We start from the raw sequence: 19,329 nt of genomic DNA on the forward strand, positions 1-19,329 counted from the left end.
TGATGCCATTGCGCCAGCGCCTCGAAAACCTGCCGGTCGGCCAGAAACTGCTGGCCGCCCTGCTGGTGCTGTTGACCACTGTTTTGCTGGTCGCCAACCTGACCTTTATCAGCGCCGCCTATTACATCTCCCAGGAAAGCATGGCGCCTCAGGCATTGCAGACCATCGGCCGGCTGGTATCCAACCCGAGCCTGGTGGCCGAAGCCTTGCAGTCGCCGCAAAGCGCCGAGCGCCTGCTCAAGGAACTCGACAGCTATTCCCCACTGCGCGCCGCCGCTTTATACGACGGCAAAGGCGAACGTCTGGCGCAGCTGCAACACGGCGACAAACTCAAATTGCCGGAGCGCTACCGGCACATCGAAGCCTGGCAACTGACCGAGTTTCGCAGCAATCAACTCATCACCCTGCCCCGCCCCGGCACTGCACCGGGCCACCTCCTTTTGGTGGCCAGCAGCGAACTGCCAGTGGCGTTCTATACCGGCACACTCACGGCGAGTCTGGGGATCCTGATTTTCAGTGTGCTGCTGTGGCTGGTCATCGCCCGGCAGATCAAGCGCCTGATCACCCGGCCGATCCATCAACTGGAAGAACTGTCCCGCCAGGTGACCCGTGAGGAGAACTACGCCCTGCGCGCCTCCCGGGGTAACCACGATGAAATCGGCAGTCTGGCCGAGGCGTTCAACACCATGCTCTCGCGCATCGAGGCCCGGGAGCAGCAACTCAAACGCGCCCGCGACGATTCCCAGGCAGCCTACGATCAGGCCCAGGGGCTGGCCGAAGAAACCCGCCACACCAACCGCAAGCTGGAACTGGAAGTCCAGGTGCGCAGCAAGATCGAGAAGAAACTCACCGGGTTCCAGAACTACCTCAACAGCATCATCGACTCCATGCCCTCGGCGCTGATTGCCCTCGACGAACAGCTCTACGTCACGCAATGGAACCAGGAGGCCAGTGCCCTTTCCGGCACACGGCTGGACGAAGCGCTGAACCAGCCGATCTTCCTCGCCTTCGAACCGCTCAAACCGTTCCTGCCGCAACTCAAGCAGACCGTCGAACAGCACACGGTGGCGAAAATCGAGCGGGTGACGTGGTTCAAGGACGACGAGCCCAAGCACTACGCCCTCACCTTCTACCCGTTGATGGGCGGCGCCGGGCGCGGCGTGGTGATCCGGATCGACGACATCACCCAGCGCCTGTCGCTGGAGGAAATGATGGTTCAGTCGGAGAAAATGCTGTCGGTCGGTGGCCTCGCCGCCGGCATGGCCCACGAGATCAACAACCCGCTGGGGGCGATCCTGCACAACGTGCAGAACATCCGCCGACGTCTGTCACCAGACCTGCCGAAAAACCTCGAACAGGCCGAACAACTGGGAATCGAGCTGGACGCAGTCAACCGCTACCTGCAAGGCCGGGAAGTCCCGCAACTGTTGGACGGCATCCAGCAGGCCGGCGCCCGGGCGGCGAAAATCGTCACCCACATGCTCAGCTTCAGCCGTCGCAGCAACCGCCAGATGGCGCCGTGCGACCTGCCTGCGCTGATCGATCAAGCGGTGGAAATCGCCGGCAACGACTTCGATCTGGCCATCGGCTTCGACTTCAAGGGCCAAGCGATCATTCGCCAGTTCGACCCGGCGCTGGGCCCGGTGCCTGGCACCGCCAACGAGCTTGAACAGGTGCTGCTCAACCTGCTGAAGAACGCCGCGCAGGCGATCCACCAGCGCGAAGATGATAGCGAACCGGGCCGAATCACCTTGCGCACCCGACTCAACCCGCCGTGGGCCGAGATTCAGGTCGAGGACAACGGCATCGGCATGAGCGAGAACGTGCGCAAGCGCACCTTCGAGCCGTTCTTCACCACCAAGGAAATCGGCCAGGGCACAGGCCTCGGGCTGTCGGTGTCGTACTTCATCATCACCAACAACCACAAAGGGCAGATGGAAGTGCAGTCGGCGCCGGGGCAAGGCACCTGCTTCACCCTGCGCCTGCCACTGGCGCAACCGGCGCCCATCGCCGCCGAAACCAATCAACTACCGAGGTAAACCATGGGCTTTCGCTTGTCGAAGATCTACACCCGCACTGGCGACAAGGGCGAAACCGGACTTGGCGACGGTCGCCGCGTGCCCAAAGATCACCCGCGCATCGAAGCCATTGGCGAGGTCGATACGCTGAACAGTCAGGTCGGCGTGCTGCTGGCCGGATTGATCGCCGAACGCGAAACCTGCCCTGGGCTGAATGAATTGATCGACGTGTTGGCGCCCTGCCAGCACCGATTGTTCGATCTCGGTGGCGAGTTGGCGATGCCGGAATATCAGGCACTGAATTCAGCGGAAATCGAACGGCTGGAAGCCGCCATCGATGTGTGGAACGAGGAGTTGGGGCCACTGGAGAATTTCATTCTGCCAGGTGGTTCAATGCTGATTGCCCAGGCGCATGTCTGCCGTAGCCTGGCGCGCAGTGCCGAACGTCGCTGCCAGCATTTGAATGCGATCGAACCGTTGGCCGGGGTTGGCCTGGCGTATATCAATCGCTTGTCGGATCTGTTGTTTGTGGCGGCGAGGTTGATTGCGCGGCGTCAGGGTGTTGCAGAAATCCTGTGGCAGCCGGCGGCGAAACCCGAAAACTGATCACTCCCACGCGTGGCGCGGGAGTGATCGGATACCCATTCAGACCTCAGGCCAGAACGCCCGAATCCCCGCCACACCCTGAGCCCCGGCATCCCACGCTTTTTCGCGTTCCGCCGAGCCGACTCCGCCCAACAGAAACACCGGTTTGCTGAAGCCTTCGATCAGTGTCGAAGCCTGCTCCCAGCCCAACGGCTGTGCATCCGGGTGAGTAAGGGTGGGCTGCACCGGCGACAGGGTGACGAAATCCACGCCCATCTGCTCGGCCAGCGTCAGTTCTTCAGCGTTGTGGCAGGACGCTGCCAACCAGCGATCTGCCGGCAGCGGACGCCCCGCGGCCGCGTACTTGCGCAACTGCGCCGAGGTGATGTGCCAGCCGGCGGCCGGGAAATCTCCCAGCCACTCGAACGGGCCCTTGATCATCAACTGCGCCTTGCCGGCGCAGAGGCCGACCGCGTCCACCGCCAGATCGCGGTACTTCGGGTCATAGCCATTGGGCGCACGCAGCTGGATCAGCTTGATGCCACCGGCAATCGCCTTCTGGATGCCACGCAACAAGGCCGGGGCTTCCAGGTCTTCCGGGGTGATCAGGTATTCAGCGGGCAGACGCGCCGCCGCGACGATCGGCTGGTTGGCTGCCGGAAATTCGTAATCCGTCAGCTCCTTGGCCGAAACCCAGGCCAATGGCTGGCCTTCGGCACCGTGAGGCTCACCGGTGAAGCTCGAGATTTCCCAGACATCCAGCAACACCTGCTTGTCCGGGTAATCGTGGCGCACCTTGATCAGCGGCCGGGCGGCGCCGACGACAATGCCCAACTCTTCGTGCAGCTCGCGGGCCAGCGCGGTTTGCACCGACTCGTCGGCTTCGACCTTGCCACCTGGAAATTCCCAGAGGCCGCCCTGATGCTGGGTATCGGCACGGCGGGCGATCAGAATCTTGCCGCTGCCGTCACGAATGACGGCGGCGGCGACGTGTACACGTTTCACGACTGCAATTCCTCCAGTCCAGCCTTTTGCCAGGCCTTGAAGGCCGGCCATTGGTAGACGGTTTCAACATAGGCTTCATCGTCGGCCGGCAGCTTCACCTGATAGGTGCGCAGGCGCACGGCAATCGGGGCGAAGAACGCATCGGCCAGCGACACCCGACCAAACAGGTAAGGCCCAGGCTCGGTCGCGGCGGCGCGGCATTCGGCCCACAGCGCGAGCATGCGTTCGACATCGACCTTCACTTCCGGCGGCACCGGGTTGAGCGGCGCATCGTGGCTCAGGTTGAACGGCATGTGATTGCGCATCGCGAAGAAGCCGCTGTGCATCTGCGCGCAGGCGGATCGGGCCTGAGCACGGGCGGCGATATCGGTCGGCCAGAGTTGTTCGGAAGGAAACTGCTCGGCCAGGTATTCGGCAATCGCCAGAGAGTCGGCGATGGTGCCACGGGCGGTTTTCAGCAGCGGCACCTTGGCGGTCGGCGAATGCGCCAGCAGCCGCTCCCGGGTGTCGGGCTTGCCGAGCTTGACCAGTTCTTCGGTGTAGGGCGCGCCAGTCAGTTCAAGCGCCAGCGCCGCGCGCAGGGACCAGGAGGAAAGCAGTTTGTCGCCGATGATCAGGTGAAGGCTCATGTTCGGGTCCTTTCATGGGACAGAAGAAAAGGAGGTCCGCAGACCTCCCTCTTCGGCAGGGATCAGGTGCGGTATTCGGCGTTGATCTTCACGTACTCGTGGGACAGGTCGGTGGTCCAGATGGTTTCGCTGCAATCGCCGCGACCCAGTTCGATACGGATGGTGATTTCTTCCTGCTGCATCACCGCCGAGCCCTGGGCTTCTGTATAGGTCGCGGCGCGGGCGCCACGGCTGGCGATGCACACGTCGCCGAGGAACACGTCGATCTTGCTCACGTCCAGATCCGGCACACCGGCACGGCCGACAGCGGCGAGGATACGGCCCCAGTTCGGGTCGGAGGCGAACAGTGCGGTCTTGATCAGCGGCGAGTGGGCCACGGTGTAGCCGACGTCCAGGCATTCCTGGTGATTGCCGCCACCGTTGACTTCTACGGTCACGAACTTGGTCGCGCCTTCGCCGTCACGCACGATGGCCTGGGCCACGTCCATGCACACTTCAAATACGGCCTGTTTCAGCTTGGCGAACAGCTCGCCTTCGGCACGGGTGATTTCCGGCAGCGCAGCCTTGCCGGTGGCGATCAGCATGCAGCAGTCGTTGGTCGAGGTGTCGCCATCGATGGTGATGCGGTTGAACGACTTGTTGGCGCCGTCCAGCATCAGGTTGTGCAGCACGTCGCGGGAGACTTTGGCGTCGGTGGCGATGTAACCGAGCATGGTCGCCATGTTCGGACGGATCATGCCCGCGCCTTTGCTGATACCGGTGACGGTGATGGTCACACCGTCATGCTGGAACTGGCGGCTGGCGCCTTTTGGCAGCGTGTCGGTGGTCATGATGCCGGTGGCGGCGGCTTCCCAGTTGTTTTCCGACAGATCGTCCAGCGCGGCCTGCAAGGCGCCCTCAATCTTCTCGACCGGCAGCGGCTCGCCGATCACGCCGGTGGAGTACGGCAGGATCTGGCTGGCGTCCACGCCCGTCAGCTCGGCCAGTTTGGCGGTGGTGCGCTCGGCGGCGGCCAGGCCCGGTTCGCCGGTGCCGGCGTTGGCATTGCCGGTGTTGGTCAACAGGTAGCGCACCGGGTTCTGCACGCGCTTCTTGGCCAGGATCACCGGTGCTGCACAGAAAGCGTTCAACGTGAACACGCCCGCCACGGTGGAACCTTCGGCGCAACGCATCACGACGACATCCTTGCGCCCAGGGCGTTTGATGCCGGCCGAAGCGATACCGAGTTCAAAACCGGCAACCGGGTGCAACGTTGGCAAAGGACCAAGACCAACAGCCATGAATGCGCTCCTTACTCAATGATGTCAGCACCGCCAAGCGTAGTGGCGGTGGTGTAAATGGCAAAACGCCGCGACGGCTGGTGCCGGTCGCGGCGCGGGTATTTCAGCGATTGAAACGGGGTTTACTGGATCTGCCCGTGGCAATGCTTGAATTTCTTGCCCGAACCGCAGTAGCACAGTTCGTTGCGGCCCAGTTTCTGCTCGTTGCGAACCGGGGCGGCAGCGAGGGCCACATCGACCTCTTCACCGACCAGTTCCGGTTGCGCTTCCAGGCCAGGAGCCTCGGCGTGTTCGAACTGCATGCGGGCGGCCAGTGCTTCGGCTTCCTGACGCAGGCGTTGTTCTTCTTCGGCCGGATCTTCGCGGCGAACCTGAACGTGCGACAGCACACGGATCGAGTCGCGCTTGATCGAATCCAGCAGCTCGGAGAACAGCGTGAAGGACTCGCGCTTGTATTCCTGCTTCGGGTTCTTCTGCGCATAACCACGCAGGTGGATGCCGTGACGCAGGTGATCCATGGTCGACAGGTGGTCTTTCCACAGGTCGTCAAGAACGCGCAGCACGATCTGCTTCTCGAACGAGCGCAGGGCATCGGCGCCCGCCTGGTCTTCTTTTTCGTTGTACGCGGCGATCAGCTCGTTCATCAGCTTCTCGCGCAGGGTTTCTTCGTACAGGTGATCGTCTTCGTCGAGCCATTGCTGGATCGGCAGCTTCACGCCGAAGTCGCTGGCGATCGACGCCTCCAGACCGGCCACGTCCCACTGCTCTGGCAGCGATTGCGGCGGAATGTGCGCGCTGACGGTGGCGTTCAGGACGTCCTGACGGAAATCAGCGATGGTCTCGCCGATGTTGTCCGCAGCCAGCAACGTGTTACGCATGTGATAGATCACTTTACGCTGTTCGTTGTTGACGTCGTCGAACTCGAGCAGTTGCTTGCGGATGTCGAAGTTGCGGCCTTCAACCTTGCGCTGTGCCTTCTCGATGGCGTTGGTCACCATGCGGTGCTCGATCGCTTCACCGGACTGCATGCCCAGGGCTTTCATGAAGTTCTTCACCCGATCAGAGGCGAAGATACGCATCAGGCTGTCTTCCAGCGACAGGTAGAAGCGGCTGGAACCGGCGTCACCCTGACGGCCGGCACGGCCACGCAGCTGGTTGTCGATACGACGGGATTCGTGACGCTCGGACGCGATCACCTGCAGACCGCCGGACTCCAGCACTTGCTGGTGACGCTTCTGCCAGTCGGCCTTGATCTGGGCGATCTGCTCAGGGGTCGGGTTTTCCAGCGACGCGACTTCAACTTCCCAGTTGCCGCCCAACAGGATGTCGGTACCACGACCGGCCATGTTGGTTGCGATGGTCAGTGCGCCCGGACGACCGGCCTGGGCAATGATTTCAGCTTCTTTTTCGTGGAACTTGGCGTTCAGGACCTTGTGTTCGATGCCTTCCTTCACGAGCAATGCGGACATGTGCTCGGAGGTTTCGATGGTCGCAGTACCCACCAGCACCGGACGGCCGGCGGCCATGCTTTCCTTGATGTCGTTGACGATCGCCGCGTATTTCTCTTCGGCGGTCAGGAACACCAGGTCGTTGTAATCCTTACGGGCCAACGGCTTGTTGGTCGGGATTACGATGACCGGCAGGCCATAGATCTGATGGAATTCGAACGCTTCGGTGTCGGCCGTACCGGTCATGCCGGACAGTTTTTCGTACAGACGGAAGTAGTTCTGGAACGTGGTCGATGCCAGGGTCTGGCTCTCGGCCTGGATGTTCAGGTTTTCCTTGGCTTCGATGGCCTGGTGCAGGCCTTCGGACAGACGACGACCCGGCATGGTACGACCGGTGTGTTCGTCGACCAGCACGACCTGACCGTCCTGCACGATGTATTCGACGTTGCGATGGAACAGCTTGTGCGCACGCAGGCCGGCGTAGACGTGAGTCAGCAGGCTCAGGTTGTGCGCCGAGTACAGGCTTTCGCCCTCGGCCAGCAGACCGATGCTGGTCAGCTGGTCTTCGATGAACTGGTGACCGGATTCGTTGAGTTCGACCTGACGGGTCTTCTCGTCAACGGTGTAATGGCCTTCCTGGGTGACTTCGCCTTCGACTTCTTCGACGTGCAGCTTGAGTTTCGGGATCAGCTTGTTGATCTCGATGTACAGCTTGGAACTGTCCTCGGCCTGACCGGAAATGATCAGCGGAGTACGCGCTTCGTCGATGAGGATGGAGTCGACTTCGTCGATCACGGCAAAGTTGAGTTCGCGCTGGAATTTCTCTTCCATGCTGAACGCCATGTTGTCGCGCAGGTAGTCGAACCCGAATTCGTTGTTGGTGCCGTAGGTGATGTCGGCGGCGTAGGCGGCGCGCTTCTCCTCCGGCGGCTGGAACGGCGTCACGATGCCGACGGTCAGGCCGAGGAATTCATACAGCGGGCGCATCCAGTTGGCGTCACGGCGGGCCAGGTAGTCGTTCACAGTCACAACGTGCACGCCCTTGCCGGACAGCGCGTTGAGGTAAACACCCAGGGTACCCACCAGCGTCTTGCCTTCACCGGTACGCATTTCGGCGATCCGGCCTTCATGCAGGGTCATGCCGCCGATCAGCTGGACGTCGAAGTGGCGCATGCCCATGACGCGTTTGCCGGCTTCGCGGGCGACCGCAAAGGCTTCCGGCAACAGCTTGTCGAGGGTCTCCCCCTTGGCAATGCGGTCCTTGAACTCTGCGGTCTTGGCGCGCAGTTGATCGTCCGAGAGGGCGACCATCTTCTCTTCGAAGGCATTGACGAGCTGCACCGTCTTGAGCATGCGTTTGACTTCACGCTCGTTCTTGCTTCCAAAAAGTTTCTTTAACAAAGGCGCAAACATATCGGCAGGATCTTCCACACTAAAGGGATGGAGGGCGGCCCCGTGAGTCGCCCGTGCAGCCCTCATGGCCGCATGCGAACGAGCATTCTACCCGGAAACGGTGGTGAGGAAAGTGGGGATATTCCACGATGCTGGCACTGCGCTTTGACGGGGCTCACTTAAAATAGGGGCGTTTTGCTCAACTTCAAGCCGTACAGCGAAGAAGTTAGTCGTTGATTTAATGGGCAAAGCAGGGACAAAAGCAATGGGCGAGTGAAATGGGTGCTATCTGCTACCATGGCGCCTCTGCAACTTCAGGTCCTAGATCATGGCATTTCGCCCTCTCACAGCCAGAGCGCCCGCCGTTCTGCTACGCGAAGCCAGGCCGTTGAAAGCCATCCTCGGTCATGCCCAGCGCCTGGCCCATCTGCAACGTCTGCTCGAAAGCCAGCTGCAACCCGCCGCCCGTGAACACTGCCACGTGGCCAAGTGGCGCGAAGGCGAGCTGTTGCTGATCGTCACCGACGGTCATTGGGCCACGCGTCTGCGCTATCAGCAAAAACGCCTGCAACGGCACCTGCAGATGTTCGACGAGTTCGCCAATCTGACGCGGATCAAGTTCTCGGTGCGACCACCTGTCATTCAGCCAAGAGCAGCCGGGCATACGATGGATCTGTCGACGGATGCCGCAGCGACCATTCAATCCACCGCCGACGGGATCAGCGATCCGAGCCTGCGGGCGGCGCTGGAGCGTCTGGCAGCGCACGCCAAGGCCAAATCCTGAGATCAACCCAATCAATGTGGGAGCGGGCTTGCTCCCACATTCAGATCTCCATACCATCCGTTTTAGCGGCGCTTGCTGCCGCCGAGCAATGAACCCATCAGACCGCGCACCAACTGTTTACCCAGCGAATTCGCCGCCTGACGCATGGCCGACTTGAGCGCCTGTCCCGCCGCCGTGCCGAGAAATTCGCCGGCCTTGTCCGCCAGGCTCGGCTCCTCGACCGCCGGTTTGCCCTGTGCCGCTTCAGCCTCCGGCGCCAGCCCCTTGCGACCCATCAGGATTTCATAGGCCGACTCGCGATCGATCGGCTTGTCATAACGGCCCTTGAACGGCGAACCGGCAATCAGCATCGTGCGCTCGGTCTCGGTCAACGGCCCGATCCGCGATTGCGGCGGTGCCACCAGCACTCGCTGAACCATTTCCGGCGTGCCCTTTTCCTGCAAGGTGCCGACCAGCGCTTCGCCAATCCCGAGTTCGGTGAGCACCGACAACGTGTCGAACGCCGGATTCGGCCGGAAGCCATCCGCCACCGCCCGCAGGGATTTCTGCTCCTTGGCGGTGAACGCGCGCAAGCCGTGCTGGATCCGCAGCCCCAGTTGCGCCAGCACATCGTCCGGCAGATCGCCCGGCGACTGGGTAACGAAATACACGCCGACGCCTTTGGAACGGATCAGCCGCACCACTTGCTCCAGCCGTTCCTGTAACGCCTTCGGCGTATCGCCGAACAACAAATGCGCCTCATCGAAAAACAGCGCCAGCAGCGGTTTGTCGGCATCGCCGCGCTCCGGCAGTTGCTCGAACAGCTCGGCCAGCAGCCATAGTAGGAAAGTCGCGTAGACCTTCGGCGCCTCATGCACCAGACGACTGGCATCCAGCAGATGAATCCGCCCGCGCCCGTCGGCGGCCGGTTGCAGAATGTCTTCCAGTTGCAGCGCCGGTTCGCCGAACAACGCCTCGGCGCCCTGCTGCTCCAGCGTGGCCAAGCGCCGCAACAGCGCCTGGCTGGAGCCGGTGGTGAACAGCGCGGCGTCTTCGCCCAGCAGCTGCGGATTGTCCTTGAGGTGATTGAGCAGGGCTTTCAGGTCTTTGAGATCCAGCAGCAACAGCCCTTCGCGATCCGCCACCTTGAACGCGGCATACAACGCCGACTGCTGGCTGTCGGTCAGCTCCAGCAAGGCCCCGATCAATAAAGGTCCCATTTCACTCAACGTGGTGCGCAACGGATGACCGGACTGACCGTGAATGTCCCACAAGGTCACCGGATACGCCTGAGGCGTGTGCTTGAGCCACGGCATGCCGGCGATGCGCTCGGCGATCTTGCCCTGAGGGTTGCCGGCGGCACCGAGACCACACAGGTCGCCCTTGACGTCGGCGGCGAACACCGCGACCCCGGCGTCGCTGAACGCCTCGGCCAGACGCTGCAAAGTAACGGTCTTGCCGGTACCGGTGGCGCCGGCTACCAGTCCGTGACGGTTGGCCAGGCGCATGGCCTGGGCGATCGGTTGCCCGGCGAGGTCGGCGCCGATTACGAGTTGCAAGGAGTCAGGCATTTGGTCACCCAATGGTTAATCTTTGTCGAGCATGGCCGATAGAGAGAGTGAGAGACCCGATCAAAAGTCCGGTCTGAGATTTCCCTAAGGAGAGACGGAAATATCAGTGCGCTTTCACCCCTGCCCATTTTGCGCGCCTTTATAAAAGCACGCCCTGGACATTAAGACCTTAGCGGAACCCCAAGCCATGAACAAAAATCTGCGTTTCAGCCATAAAATTTTGCTTGCCGCCGCCCTCATCGTCATTGCCGCCTTCGCCTCGTTCACGCTGTACAACGACTGGTTGCAGCGCAATGCGATCCGCGAGGACCTGGACAATTACCTCAACGAGATGGGCGAGGTCACCGCCGACAACATCCAGACCTGGCTCAGCGGGCGCATCCTGCTGATCGAGAACGCTGCCCAGAACATCGCCATCAACCCCGAGCCGTCCGCTGTCGCCAGCCTGCTGGAACAGAAAGCCCTGACGTCGACCTTCATGGCCTCCTACCTCGGCGATGCCACCGGGCACTTCACCATCCGCCCGGATGCGAAGATGCCGGACGGTTTCGATCCGCGCGTTCGCCCTTGGTATAAAGGCGCTGAAAGCAGCAGCACCTCGACCCTGACCGAACCGTACATCGACGCGGCCACCGGCCAGACCATCATTTCCATCGCCACCGCCGCGAAAAAGGCCGGCCAAAGCGTGGGCGTGGTGGGCGGCGACCTGAGCCTGCAAACCCTGATCAACACCCTCAGCGCCCGGGACTTCTCCGGCATGGGCTACGCGTTCCTGGTCAGCGCCGACGGCAAAATCCTGGTGCACCCGGACAAGGCCCTGGTGATGAAATCACTGAAGGAAGCCTATCCGCAGGACACCCCGCGCATCAGCAGCGACTTCACTGAAGTCACCGTCGACGGCAAGACCCGCATCGTCAACTTCACCCCGATCAAGGGCCTGCCGTCGGTGAACTGGTACATCGGCCTGTCGGTGGACAAAGACAAAGCCTTCTCGATGCTCAGCGAGTTCCGCACCTCGGCCGTGATCGCGACCGTGATTGCGGTGGCGATCATCATCGCCCTGCTCGGCATGCTGATCCGTATCCTGATCCAGCCGCTGCACGTGATGACCCGCGCCATGGAAGACATCGCCGACGGCGAAGGCGATCTGACCAAGCGCCTGACCATCCAGAATCAGGATGAATTCGGCGTGCTCGGCACCGCGTTCAACCGTTTCGTCGAGCGTATCCACGGCTCGATCCGCGAAGTGTCGTCGGCCACCGGCCAGGTCAACGAAGTCGCCCTGCGCGTGGTCGCAGCCTCGAACTCGTCGATGTACAACTCCGACCAGCAAGCCTCGCGCACCAACAGCGTGGCCGCGGCGATCAACCAGCTCGGCGCCGCCGCCCAGGAAATCGCCCGCAACGCAGCGCAGGCCTCGACCCAGGCCAGCGACGCCCGCGGCCTGGCCGAAGACGGTCAGCAAGTGGTGGATCGCAGCATCAAGGCGATGAATCAACTGTCGAGCATGCTCAGCGCGTCGAGCAGCAACATCGAATCGCTGAACAGCAAGACCGTGAACATCGGTCAGATCCTGGAAGTGATCACCAGCATTTCCCAACAGACCAACCTGCTGGCGCTCAACGCGGCCATCGAAGCGGCCCGTGCCGGCGAGGCTGGTCGTGGTTTTGCGGTGGTGGCGGACGAAGTGCGCAACCTCGCCCACCGCACCCAGGAATCGGCGCAACAGGTGCAGACCATGATCGAGGAGCTGCAAGTCGGCGCTCGCGAGTCCGTCAGCACCATGAGCGACAGCCAGCGCCACAGTCAGGACAGCGTGGACATCGCCAACCTTGCCGGCGAGCGCCTGAACAGCGTGACCCAGCGCATTGGTGAAATCGACGGGATGAACCAGTCGGTGGCCACCGCGACCGAGGAACAGACTGCTGTGGTCGAGTCGATCAACGTGGATATCACCGAGATCAATACGCTGAACCAGGAAGGGGTCGAGAACCTGCAGGCGACGTTGCGGGCTTGTTCGGATCTGGAGCAGCAGGCTTCGCGCTTGAAGCAACTGGTTGGCAGCTTCCGGATTTAAGATCAAAAGCCTTACCCCCTCACCCCAACCCTCTCCCCCAAGGGGGCGAGGGGGAAAGGGAGCAGATCGGGGTTAATTCAAAACCTGAGTTCGGCTCGATATCTCAGGTCGATGTATAGCGAAAGAACACCTCGGTCAGTCCCCTCTCCCCCTGGGCGGTCCGACGTTTCGGGAGGGTTAGGGTGAGGGCCTGGCGCCCTCCCCCCCACCGCGAAACCCGACCGAACATCTATTCTTGATAAAGGTCAACCAAGGGAGATCAACGCGGAGGGACGTTCACTGTGCATATCGCCGACATCACCATGTTCTACGCCCCGGCCAGCGGTGGCGTGCGCACCTATCTGGATGCCAAGCACCGTCGTCTTGGCGTCAAGCCCGGCATCCGCCACAGCCTGCTGATTCCCGGCGCGCATTTCGGCGAACGTGACGGCGTCTACACGGTTCCCGCCCCTGCCCTGCCTTTCGGCAAGGGCTATCGCTTCCCCGTGCGCCTGGCCCCTTGGCGAAACGTCCTGCAGGATCTGCAGCCGGATCTGATCGAAGTCGGCGATCCGTACCTCACCGCCTGGGCCGCGCTCGATGCGCGTCGACAGCTGGATGTGCCGGTGATCGGTTTCTATCACTCCGACCTGCCGCTGCTGGTGGGCAACCGCATGGGCCACTGGGTCACGCCGAATGTCGACGCGTATGTGCGCAAGCTGTACGGCAATTTCGACCGGGTGCTGGCGCCCAGCCAGGTGATGGCCGACAAGCTCAGCGGACTGGGCGTACGCAATGTCTTCGTGCAACCGCTGGGCGTAGACCTGCACACCTTCCACCCGGATGCCCGCGACACCGGACTGCGCAGCGAACTGGGGATCGCCGAGGACACGCGCCTGCTGATCTTCGCCGGTCGCGGCTCCAAGGAGAAAAACCTGCCGGTGCTGCTCGATTGCATGAAACGCCTGGGCCCGCGCTATCACCTGTTGCTGGTCGGCTCGTCGATGCCGGCATCTGTCCCGGACAACGTCAGCGTTATCGATCGGTTCTGCCCGGCCGCACAGGTCGCGCGGCTGATGGCCAGTGCCGATGCGCTGATCCACGCCGGCGATCAGGAAACCTTCGGCCTGGTGATTCTGGAGGCGATGGCCTGCGGCATTCCGGTGGTGGCAGTGGCAGCGGGAGCGTTCGAGGAAATCGTCAGCGACTCCTGCGGCCTGCTCTGCGCGCCGAACAATGCGCAAGCCATGGCCAATGCCGTGCGCGAATTGTTCAGTCGCGGGACTGGCGTACTTGGGCGGCAAGCGCGCCAACATGTCGAACGGCATTACGCGTGGGACACGGTGGTCGACAGCCTGCTGGGCCATTACCACGCCGTACTCGGCGATTCGGTTCCTCGGGTGGCCAATGGCTGAATCTCACGAGCGTCCGGCGCTGATGCTGGTGCTGCATGACGTGGCGCCCTCCACGTGGGTGGATTATCGAGCGTTCGTCGAAGCCGTTGACCGGTTGGGCAATGTCCAGATGACATGGCTGGTGGTCCCGGACTTCCATCGGCACGATGCCCTTGAAGCTCATCCGGCGTTTTGTCGAATGCTCGACGAGCGCGTCGCACGCGGCGATGAACTGGCCCTGCACGGCCACTTTCATGAAGACACCGAGCCCGGCCCGCGCACGGCGCGCGACTGGTTCATGCGCCGGGTTTACACCCATGAGGGCGAGTTCTATCAGCTGTCCCGTGAAGCCGCCCTCGCCCGCCTGCGCCCGGGCATCGATCTGTTTCGGCGCCACGACTGGCCGCTACACGGTTTCGTCGCCCCGGCCTGGCTGATGAGCGCCGGCACGCGCCAGGCACTGCGCGAATTGCCACTGCGCTACACCAGCGATCCGCAGCATCTATATCACTTGCCGGATTTCACGGCAGTCGAGGCCCCAGGACTGGTGTGGAGCGCGCGCAGTGCCTGGCGTCGCGGCATGTCGAAGGTCATCAGCGAACAGCGGGAACAGCGCTGGCGTCAGGCGCCGGTGATTCGTCTAGGCTTGCACCCCGTGGACATGCGCCACTGCTTTTCCCGGGATTACTGGTGGCGCACCCTTGAACGACTGCTGGCGGACGGACGCGTGCCCATGACCAAAATCGACTGGCTGACGCGCCAGCGCACTCAAGCCGAGCGTGCCGCTTGAGTCGCGGAGTTCTGTTGCTGATCGGCCTGCTGGTGGCCGTGGCGGTGCCCGTTCTGCTCGGGGGCGGCGAGACCTGGGAGCGCCTGCAAGCCTTTCCGCTGCGTTGGTTGTTGATCATGTTCGCCATGGTTCTGCTGTGCTGGGGTATCAACACCTTGCGCCTGCGGCTGCTGCTCGGCGATCAGCGTGACCGGGTCACCCCCGTCAAAAGCCTTGGGGTGGTGATGGCCGCCGAATTTGCCTGGTGCGCCACGCCCGGCGGCAGCGGTGGGCCGTTGACGATCATGGCGTTGCTGGCGCGCAGCGGCGTGCGTCCGGCCCGGGGCAGCGCCGTGTTTGCGATGGATCAGTTGAGCGATCTGCTGTTCTTTCTCTGCGCCCTGAGCGGGATCCTGATCTACGCGCTGTTCCAGCATCTCAGCGACCGTATGGAATGGCTGCTGATCGTCAGTGCCCTGTCCTTGACCGGCGGTTTGTTCAGTTGCGTGCTGGTCGCGCGCTATCACCGTCGTTTGATTCGCCTGAGCGGGCGTCTGCTGGCCGGGATGAACGTCGAACCCCGCACCCGACGGCGCTGGGCGCGGCAGTTGCTGCACTTTCTGGCCGCTTTCACCGATGCGCTGAAATTGCCGTGGCAGACGTTGATCAAGGTGTTCGTCCTGACCTGCGTGCATTGGTCGCTGCGATACAGCGTGCTGTATCTGGCGTTGCGCGGGCTGGGGGCGGACGTGCAGTGGGCCTGGACGTTTCTGATCCAGATGCTTTCGCTGGGTGCGGGACAATTCAGCCTGTTGCCGGGCGGTGCCGGTGCGGCGGAATTGACCTCGGCGGCGCTGCTGGCGCCGATGGTCGGCAAATCGACCGCGGCGGCGGCGATCCTGATCTGGCGGGTGGTGACGTATTACTTCTATCTGCTGGTGGGTGGCCCGGTGTTTCTATTGATGCTGGGCCGGCCGTTGCTGAAAAAGCTGCTGAGCGTCAGACAGGCTTCTTGAGGTCATCCTCTTCGTCCTTGAGTTGTTCCCACAGTTCGGCAGCGCCGGGAAACTCCGTGCCGTCCTCCGGGCTCAGGTCATCCGGGTCATAACGGCTGAGACAGCCCTCGCCCAGGGTGGCGGGTGCCTTGGAAGTGGCTTTGTCCAGTGGATCGCTCATCGGTCATTCCTCACGGTCCATGGATCGCTCCCACGCTTTGCGTGGGAGCGAACCTGAATCAGAACACCACGGTCTTGTTGCCGTGCACCAGCACGCGGTCTTCCAGGTGATAGCGCAGGCCACGGGCGAGCACCATCTTCTCGACGTCACGGCCGAAACGCACCATGTCTTCGATGCTGTCGCTGTGGCTGACACGCACCACGTCCTGCTCGATGATCGGGCCGGCGTCCAGCTCTTCGGTCACGTAGTGGCAGGTCGCACCGATCAGCTTCACGCCGCGCATCGAAGCCTGGTGGTACGGCTTGGCACCGACGAACGACGGCAGGAAGCTGTGGTGAATGTTGATGACCTTGTGCGCATATTCGCGGCACATGTCCGGCGGCAGGATCTGCATGTAGCGCGCCAGCACCACCACTTCGGCGTCGTGCTGCTTGACCAGACGCGACACTTCGTCGAAGGCCGGTTGCTTGTCCTGCGGATTGACCGGCACGTGGTAATAAGGAATGCCGTGCCACTCGACCATGCTGCGCAGGTCATCGTGGTTGGAAATCACGCAGGAAATCTCGCAATCCAGCTCGTCGCTGTGCCAGCGGTGCAGCAGGTCAGCCAGGCAGTGGGATTCGCGACTGGCCATCAGCACCACGCGTTTTTTCTGCTCGGTGTCGGTGATGCGCCAGTCCATCGAGAACTCTTCGGCGATCGGTGCAAACTTCTCGCGCAACACCTCGATACCGAAAGGCAGGGAATCGGCACGGATTTCGTGACGCATGAAGAACCAGCCGACCTGGTTATCCGAGTGGTGGCTCGCTTCGGTGATCCAGCCATTGTGGGCCGCCAGAAAGTTACTGACTTTGGCAACGATGCCAACGCGGTCCGGGCAAGAAATCACCAGCCGAAAAGTGCGCATGAGGGGGAAACTCCAGAACTTCGCAAAGGCGGCCATTCTAGCGACTGCGCGGGAAAACTGCAGTATTGATGACCCTCGAAGCCTCACGGCAGCCCGTCGCAGCTTTTTTGACGCTGGCGAACGTCAGAATGGTGGCGTAGCAATAGCCATGCATGTACAGACCTGTGTGAATATCTGTGAAGACTCCATCACAATATTTAACTGAACATTCAATTCCGGGCTTTTCAACGTAACTAATTCAAATAAAAACCCCGGTTAAATGTTTACTTGATGAAACAGCCTGACTATTATTGCCGCACTGTCCCCTGCCATCGCGCACTCCCACATAAGGTAGTAATCATGTCCTTGATCAACGAATATCGCGCCACCGAAGAAGCTATCAAAGAGCTGCAAGCTCGTTTGAAGAACCTGTCGCAAGACGACAAACTGCAAGCCGAGCTGGAATTCGAAGGCAAACTGCGCACACTGATGGGCGAATATTCCAAATCCCTGCGCGACATCATCGCGCTGCTGGATCCAGAGTCCAAAACCAAGGCACCACGTGGCGGCGCAGCCAAAACTACCGGCACCAAGCGTGCTCGCAAAGTTAAACAATACAAAAACCCGCACAACGGCGAAGTCATCGAAACCAAAGGTGGCAACCACAAAACTCTGAAAGAGTGGAAAGCCAAGTGGGGCGGTGACGTGGTTGAAGGCTGGGCTACCCTGCTGGGCTAAGCCGCAACCCTCGTCGCAGAGCGCTTCTGTGACACAAAAAAACGCCAGCGAATGCTGGCGTTTTTTTATGCCCGGCATTCAAGCGCCGGACATGTTCGATTTCAAAGATCCAAACGTTTGCGCAATGCCTGGACATAGTTCTGCCATTCAACCAACACCTCGGCCTGCATCGGCGCAGCACTAAGCAGCCATTGCTCCATAGCCTCGGAAAAAGATTGCAAGGTATTAGGGGCACCCCACTCCGGCGCGGACAAGCGTTGCCGGCAAAAGATTTTCCAGCGTTCTTGCTCTTCGAAATTCAACGTATCGGGAAAGTTACGTGCTCGATATCGAAACAACAATTCAGGCAAACGTTCGTCATCGAACGGCCATCGCTCTCGCGCCAATTGAGCAGGATCGGTCGCCCTCACTTGCTCACATAAACGACGATCGCGATCACCGATAAATCCGTCGTACAACTGTTGTTCGGGATCTTCACTCGAGGTGAAATCTTCGCTGGCATAAATCGCCGAGACTTTATCTTTCCAAACTTGTTGTGCGTCACTTAGTCGCAACGCACGCGCCTGATACAACGCCATGTCCAGCCCCAGACGCTGCTGATCATCCGCACGCAACACCGACAATGGCGCCACCACCGGGCACTTGTTGATGTGAATAAGCTTGAGCGGTACCGGCAACTCGCCTTCGGCCAGGTCGTCACGCCGGGTATACAGGCGCTGACGCAATGTTTCGGCATCCAGGTCGAGCAGACCCTGCGGATCCAGGTGCAGATCACAGACGATCAACGCGTTCTTGTTGCGCGGATGCCAGGCCAGCGGCAACACCACGCCGACATAACTGCGCGCAGCGGAGAAGCGACCGGATATGTGCACCATCGGCTGCAACAGACGAATCTGGTCCATGACCTTCTGTTTGCTGCGCAACTGGAACAGCCAGTCATACAGCTTCGGCTGTTTCTCGCGGATCAACCGGGCCAGGGCGATAGTAGCGCGCACGTCCGACAAGGCTTCGTGGGCATTGCCGTGATCGATGCCATTGGCAGCGGTGAGGCGTTCCAGCTTGAGCGTCACCTTGCCTTCGTCGTCGGTCGGCCAGACCAGGCCATCCGGGCGCAATGCGTAGGCGGCGCGCACTACATCGATCAGATCCCAACGGCTGTTGCCGCCCTGCCACTCACGGGCATAGGGATCGAAAAAGTTGCGATAGAGGCTGTAGCGGGTCATCTCGTCGTCGAAGCGCAGGGTGTTGTAACCCGCGCCGCAAGTGCCAGGAGCCGCCAGCTGAGCGTGGACCCGAGTCATGAAGTCGGCTTCGCTCAAGCCCTGTTCGGCGAGACGACTCGGAGTAATGCCGGTGATTGCGCACGCCGCCGGGTGCGGCAGGATGTCTGCGCTGGGCTGGCAGTAGAGATTGACCGGTGCGTCGATTTCGTTGAGTTCGTGATCGGTGCGGATCCCGGCCACCTGCAACGGGCGGTCGCATCGGGGATTGATGCCGGTGGTTTCGTAGTCGTACCAGAAAATGGAAGTCACGGGCGGTTCCTGAACTGAAGATCGGCAAAGTCTAGGCGTTCAAGCGTCGTCGCGGCCAGCACCGCATCATTCAGTCACCTTTGGTTG

16 protein-coding genes and 1 pseudogene are annotated in these 19,329 nt (G+C 61.5%); 9 read left to right on the plus strand and 8 right to left on the minus strand.

The annotated features are described in order from the left end of the window. The first annotated feature begins 2 nt into the window (after positions 1-2). Entirely contained in the window at positions 3-2,039 is a 2,037-nt protein-coding gene (locus QR290_RS23100; protein WP_115078992.1) for a sensor histidine kinase, read from the plus strand. A gap of 3 nt (positions 2,040-2,042) precedes the next feature. Then, positions 2,043-2,624: a cob(I)yrinic acid a,c-diamide adenosyltransferase gene (locus QR290_RS23105; RefSeq protein WP_289203688.1), complete on the plus strand. Its 582-nt coding sequence runs from the start codon at positions 2,043-2,045 to the stop codon at positions 2,622-2,624. Positions 2,625-2,663: 39 nt separating this feature from the next. On the opposite strand, the gene QR290_RS23110 is transcribed toward QR290_RS23105, so the two are convergent. The 4 genes from QR290_RS23110 to secA all read right to left on the minus strand — a co-directional run bounded on the left by QR290_RS23110 (position 2,664) and on the right by secA (position 8,378). Continuing rightward, entirely contained in the window at positions 2,664-3,608 is a 945-nt protein-coding gene (locus QR290_RS23110; RefSeq protein WP_289203689.1) for a Nudix family hydrolase, read from the minus strand. Then, positions 3,605-4,237: a glutathione S-transferase family protein gene (locus QR290_RS23115; RefSeq protein WP_115078995.1), complete on the minus strand. Its 633-nt coding sequence runs from the start codon at positions 4,235-4,237 to the stop codon at positions 3,605-3,607. The genes QR290_RS23110 and QR290_RS23115 overlap by 4 nt, the downstream gene beginning before the upstream one ends. Before the next feature lie 62 nt (positions 4,238-4,299). Further along, positions 4,300-5,517, minus strand: a complete 1,218-nt coding sequence (gene argJ, locus QR290_RS23120; protein WP_085606632.1) for a bifunctional glutamate N-acetyltransferase/amino-acid acetyltransferase ArgJ — start codon at positions 5,515-5,517, stop codon at positions 4,300-4,302. Between the two features lie 122 nt (positions 5,518-5,639). After that, positions 5,640-8,378: a preprotein translocase subunit SecA gene (gene secA / locus QR290_RS23125; protein ID WP_289203690.1), complete on the minus strand. Its 2,739-nt coding sequence runs from the start codon at positions 8,376-8,378 to the stop codon at positions 5,640-5,642. A 307-nt stretch (positions 8,379-8,685) separates the two neighbouring features. On the opposite strand from secA, the gene QR290_RS23130 reads away from it, so the two are divergent. Next, positions 8,686-9,141: a DUF721 domain-containing protein gene (locus QR290_RS23130; protein WP_289203691.1), complete on the plus strand. Its 456-nt coding sequence runs from the start codon at positions 8,686-8,688 to the stop codon at positions 9,139-9,141. Between the two features lie 62 nt (positions 9,142-9,203). On the opposite strand, the gene QR290_RS23135 is transcribed toward QR290_RS23130, so the two are convergent. After that, complete coding sequence (locus QR290_RS23135; protein ID WP_115079994.1) at positions 9,204-10,691, minus strand: helicase HerA-like domain-containing protein; 1,488 nt, start codon at positions 10,689-10,691, stop codon at positions 9,204-9,206. A 187-nt stretch (positions 10,692-10,878) separates the two neighbouring features. Here QR290_RS23135 and QR290_RS28835 point away from each other — a divergent pair. The 5 genes and pseudogenes from QR290_RS28835 to QR290_RS23155 form a co-directional block, all read left to right on the plus strand. Continuing rightward, a pseudogene (locus tag QR290_RS28835) lies at positions 10,879-11,910 on the plus strand (HAMP domain-containing protein); the annotation flags it as partial. Positions 11,911-12,003: 93 nt separating this feature from the next. Further along, positions 12,004-12,768 (plus strand): methyl-accepting chemotaxis protein, encoded by a 765-nt coding sequence (locus QR290_RS28840; RefSeq protein ID WP_371807424.1) that lies wholly within the window; start codon positions 12,004-12,006, stop codon positions 12,766-12,768. Between the two features lie 281 nt (positions 12,769-13,049). Continuing rightward, on the plus strand, positions 13,050-14,162 hold the full coding sequence (locus QR290_RS23145) for a glycosyltransferase family 4 protein (RefSeq protein WP_289203693.1): 1,113 nt from the start codon (positions 13,050-13,052) through the stop codon (positions 14,160-14,162). After that, a complete protein-coding gene (locus QR290_RS23150) occupies positions 14,155-14,931 on the plus strand; it encodes a polysaccharide deacetylase family protein (protein WP_289203694.1) in 777 nt (258 codons plus the stop codon). Before QR290_RS23145 ends, QR290_RS23150 begins: the two co-directional genes overlap by 8 nt. Next, positions 14,928-15,926, plus strand: a complete 999-nt coding sequence (locus QR290_RS23155) for a lysylphosphatidylglycerol synthase transmembrane domain-containing protein (protein ID WP_289203695.1) — start codon at positions 14,928-14,930, stop codon at positions 15,924-15,926. Before QR290_RS23150 ends, QR290_RS23155 begins: the two co-directional genes overlap by 4 nt. Here the strand turns inward: QR290_RS23155 and QR290_RS23160 are convergent. Both QR290_RS23160 and purU read right to left on the minus strand, forming a co-directional pair. Further along, positions 15,910-16,086, minus strand: coding sequence for a hypothetical protein (locus tag QR290_RS23160; RefSeq protein ID WP_007951232.1), 177 nt, complete (start codon positions 16,084-16,086; stop codon positions 15,910-15,912). The two genes, QR290_RS23155 and QR290_RS23160, sit on opposite strands and share 17 nt — an antisense overlap. 58 nt (positions 16,087-16,144) lie before the next feature. Next, complete coding sequence (gene purU / locus QR290_RS23165) at positions 16,145-16,993, minus strand: formyltetrahydrofolate deformylase (protein WP_011335666.1); 849 nt, start codon at positions 16,991-16,993, stop codon at positions 16,145-16,147. Positions 16,994-17,332: 339 nt separating this feature from the next. On the opposite strand from purU, the gene mvaT reads away from it, so the two are divergent. Next, positions 17,333-17,710 (plus strand): histone-like nucleoid-structuring protein MvaT, encoded by a 378-nt coding sequence (gene mvaT, locus QR290_RS23170; protein ID WP_007951234.1) that lies wholly within the window; start codon positions 17,333-17,335, stop codon positions 17,708-17,710. Positions 17,711-17,811: 101 nt separating this feature from the next. Here the strand turns inward: mvaT and sbcB are convergent, their stop codons facing one another. Continuing rightward, a complete protein-coding gene (gene sbcB, locus QR290_RS23175; RefSeq protein ID WP_115079003.1) occupies positions 17,812-19,242 on the minus strand; it encodes an exodeoxyribonuclease I in 1,431 nt (476 codons plus the stop codon). Positions 19,243-19,329: the final 87 nt, after the last annotated feature.

This window comes from Pseudomonas fluorescens (assembly GCF_030344995.1).
In the GTDB taxonomy this organism is placed as follows: Bacteria; Pseudomonadota; Gammaproteobacteria; order Pseudomonadales; family Pseudomonadaceae; genus Aquipseudomonas; species Aquipseudomonas fluorescens_BF.

Bases quoted from the DNA above. Each gene is read 5' to 3' on its own strand.
- QR290_RS23100 (WP_115078992.1), top strand. From the start codon at position 3: ATGCCATTGCGCCAGCGCCTCGAAAACCTGCCGGTCGGCCAGAAACTG.
- QR290_RS23105 (WP_289203688.1), top strand. From the start codon at position 2,043: ATGGGCTTTCGCTTGTCGAAGATCTACACCCGCACTGGCGACAAGGGC.
- QR290_RS23115 (WP_115078995.1), bottom strand. From the start codon at position 4,237: ATGAGCCTTCACCTGATCATCGGCGACAAACTGCTTTCCTCCTGGTCC.
- argJ (WP_085606632.1), bottom strand. From the start codon at position 5,517: ATGGCTGTTGGTCTTGGTCCTTTGCCAACGTTGCACCCGGTTGCCGGT.
- secA (WP_289203690.1), bottom strand. From the start codon at position 8,378: ATGTTTGCGCCTTTGTTAAAGAAACTTTTTGGAAGCAAGAACGAGCGT.
- QR290_RS23130 (WP_289203691.1), top strand. From the start codon at position 8,686: ATGGCATTTCGCCCTCTCACAGCCAGAGCGCCCGCCGTTCTGCTACGC.
- QR290_RS23135 (WP_115079994.1), bottom strand. From the start codon at position 10,691: ATGCCTGACTCCTTGCAACTCGTAATCGGCGCCGACCTCGCCGGGCAA.
- QR290_RS28840 (WP_371807424.1), top strand. From the start codon at position 12,004: ATGTACAACTCCGACCAGCAAGCCTCGCGCACCAACAGCGTGGCCGCG.
- QR290_RS23150 (WP_289203694.1), top strand. From the start codon at position 14,155: ATGGCTGAATCTCACGAGCGTCCGGCGCTGATGCTGGTGCTGCATGAC.
- QR290_RS23160 (WP_007951232.1), bottom strand. From the start codon at position 16,086: ATGAGCGATCCACTGGACAAAGCCACTTCCAAGGCACCCGCCACCCTG.
- purU (WP_011335666.1), bottom strand. From the start codon at position 16,993: ATGCGCACTTTTCGGCTGGTGATTTCTTGCCCGGACCGCGTTGGCATC.
- mvaT (WP_007951234.1), top strand. From the start codon at position 17,333: ATGTCCTTGATCAACGAATATCGCGCCACCGAAGAAGCTATCAAAGAG.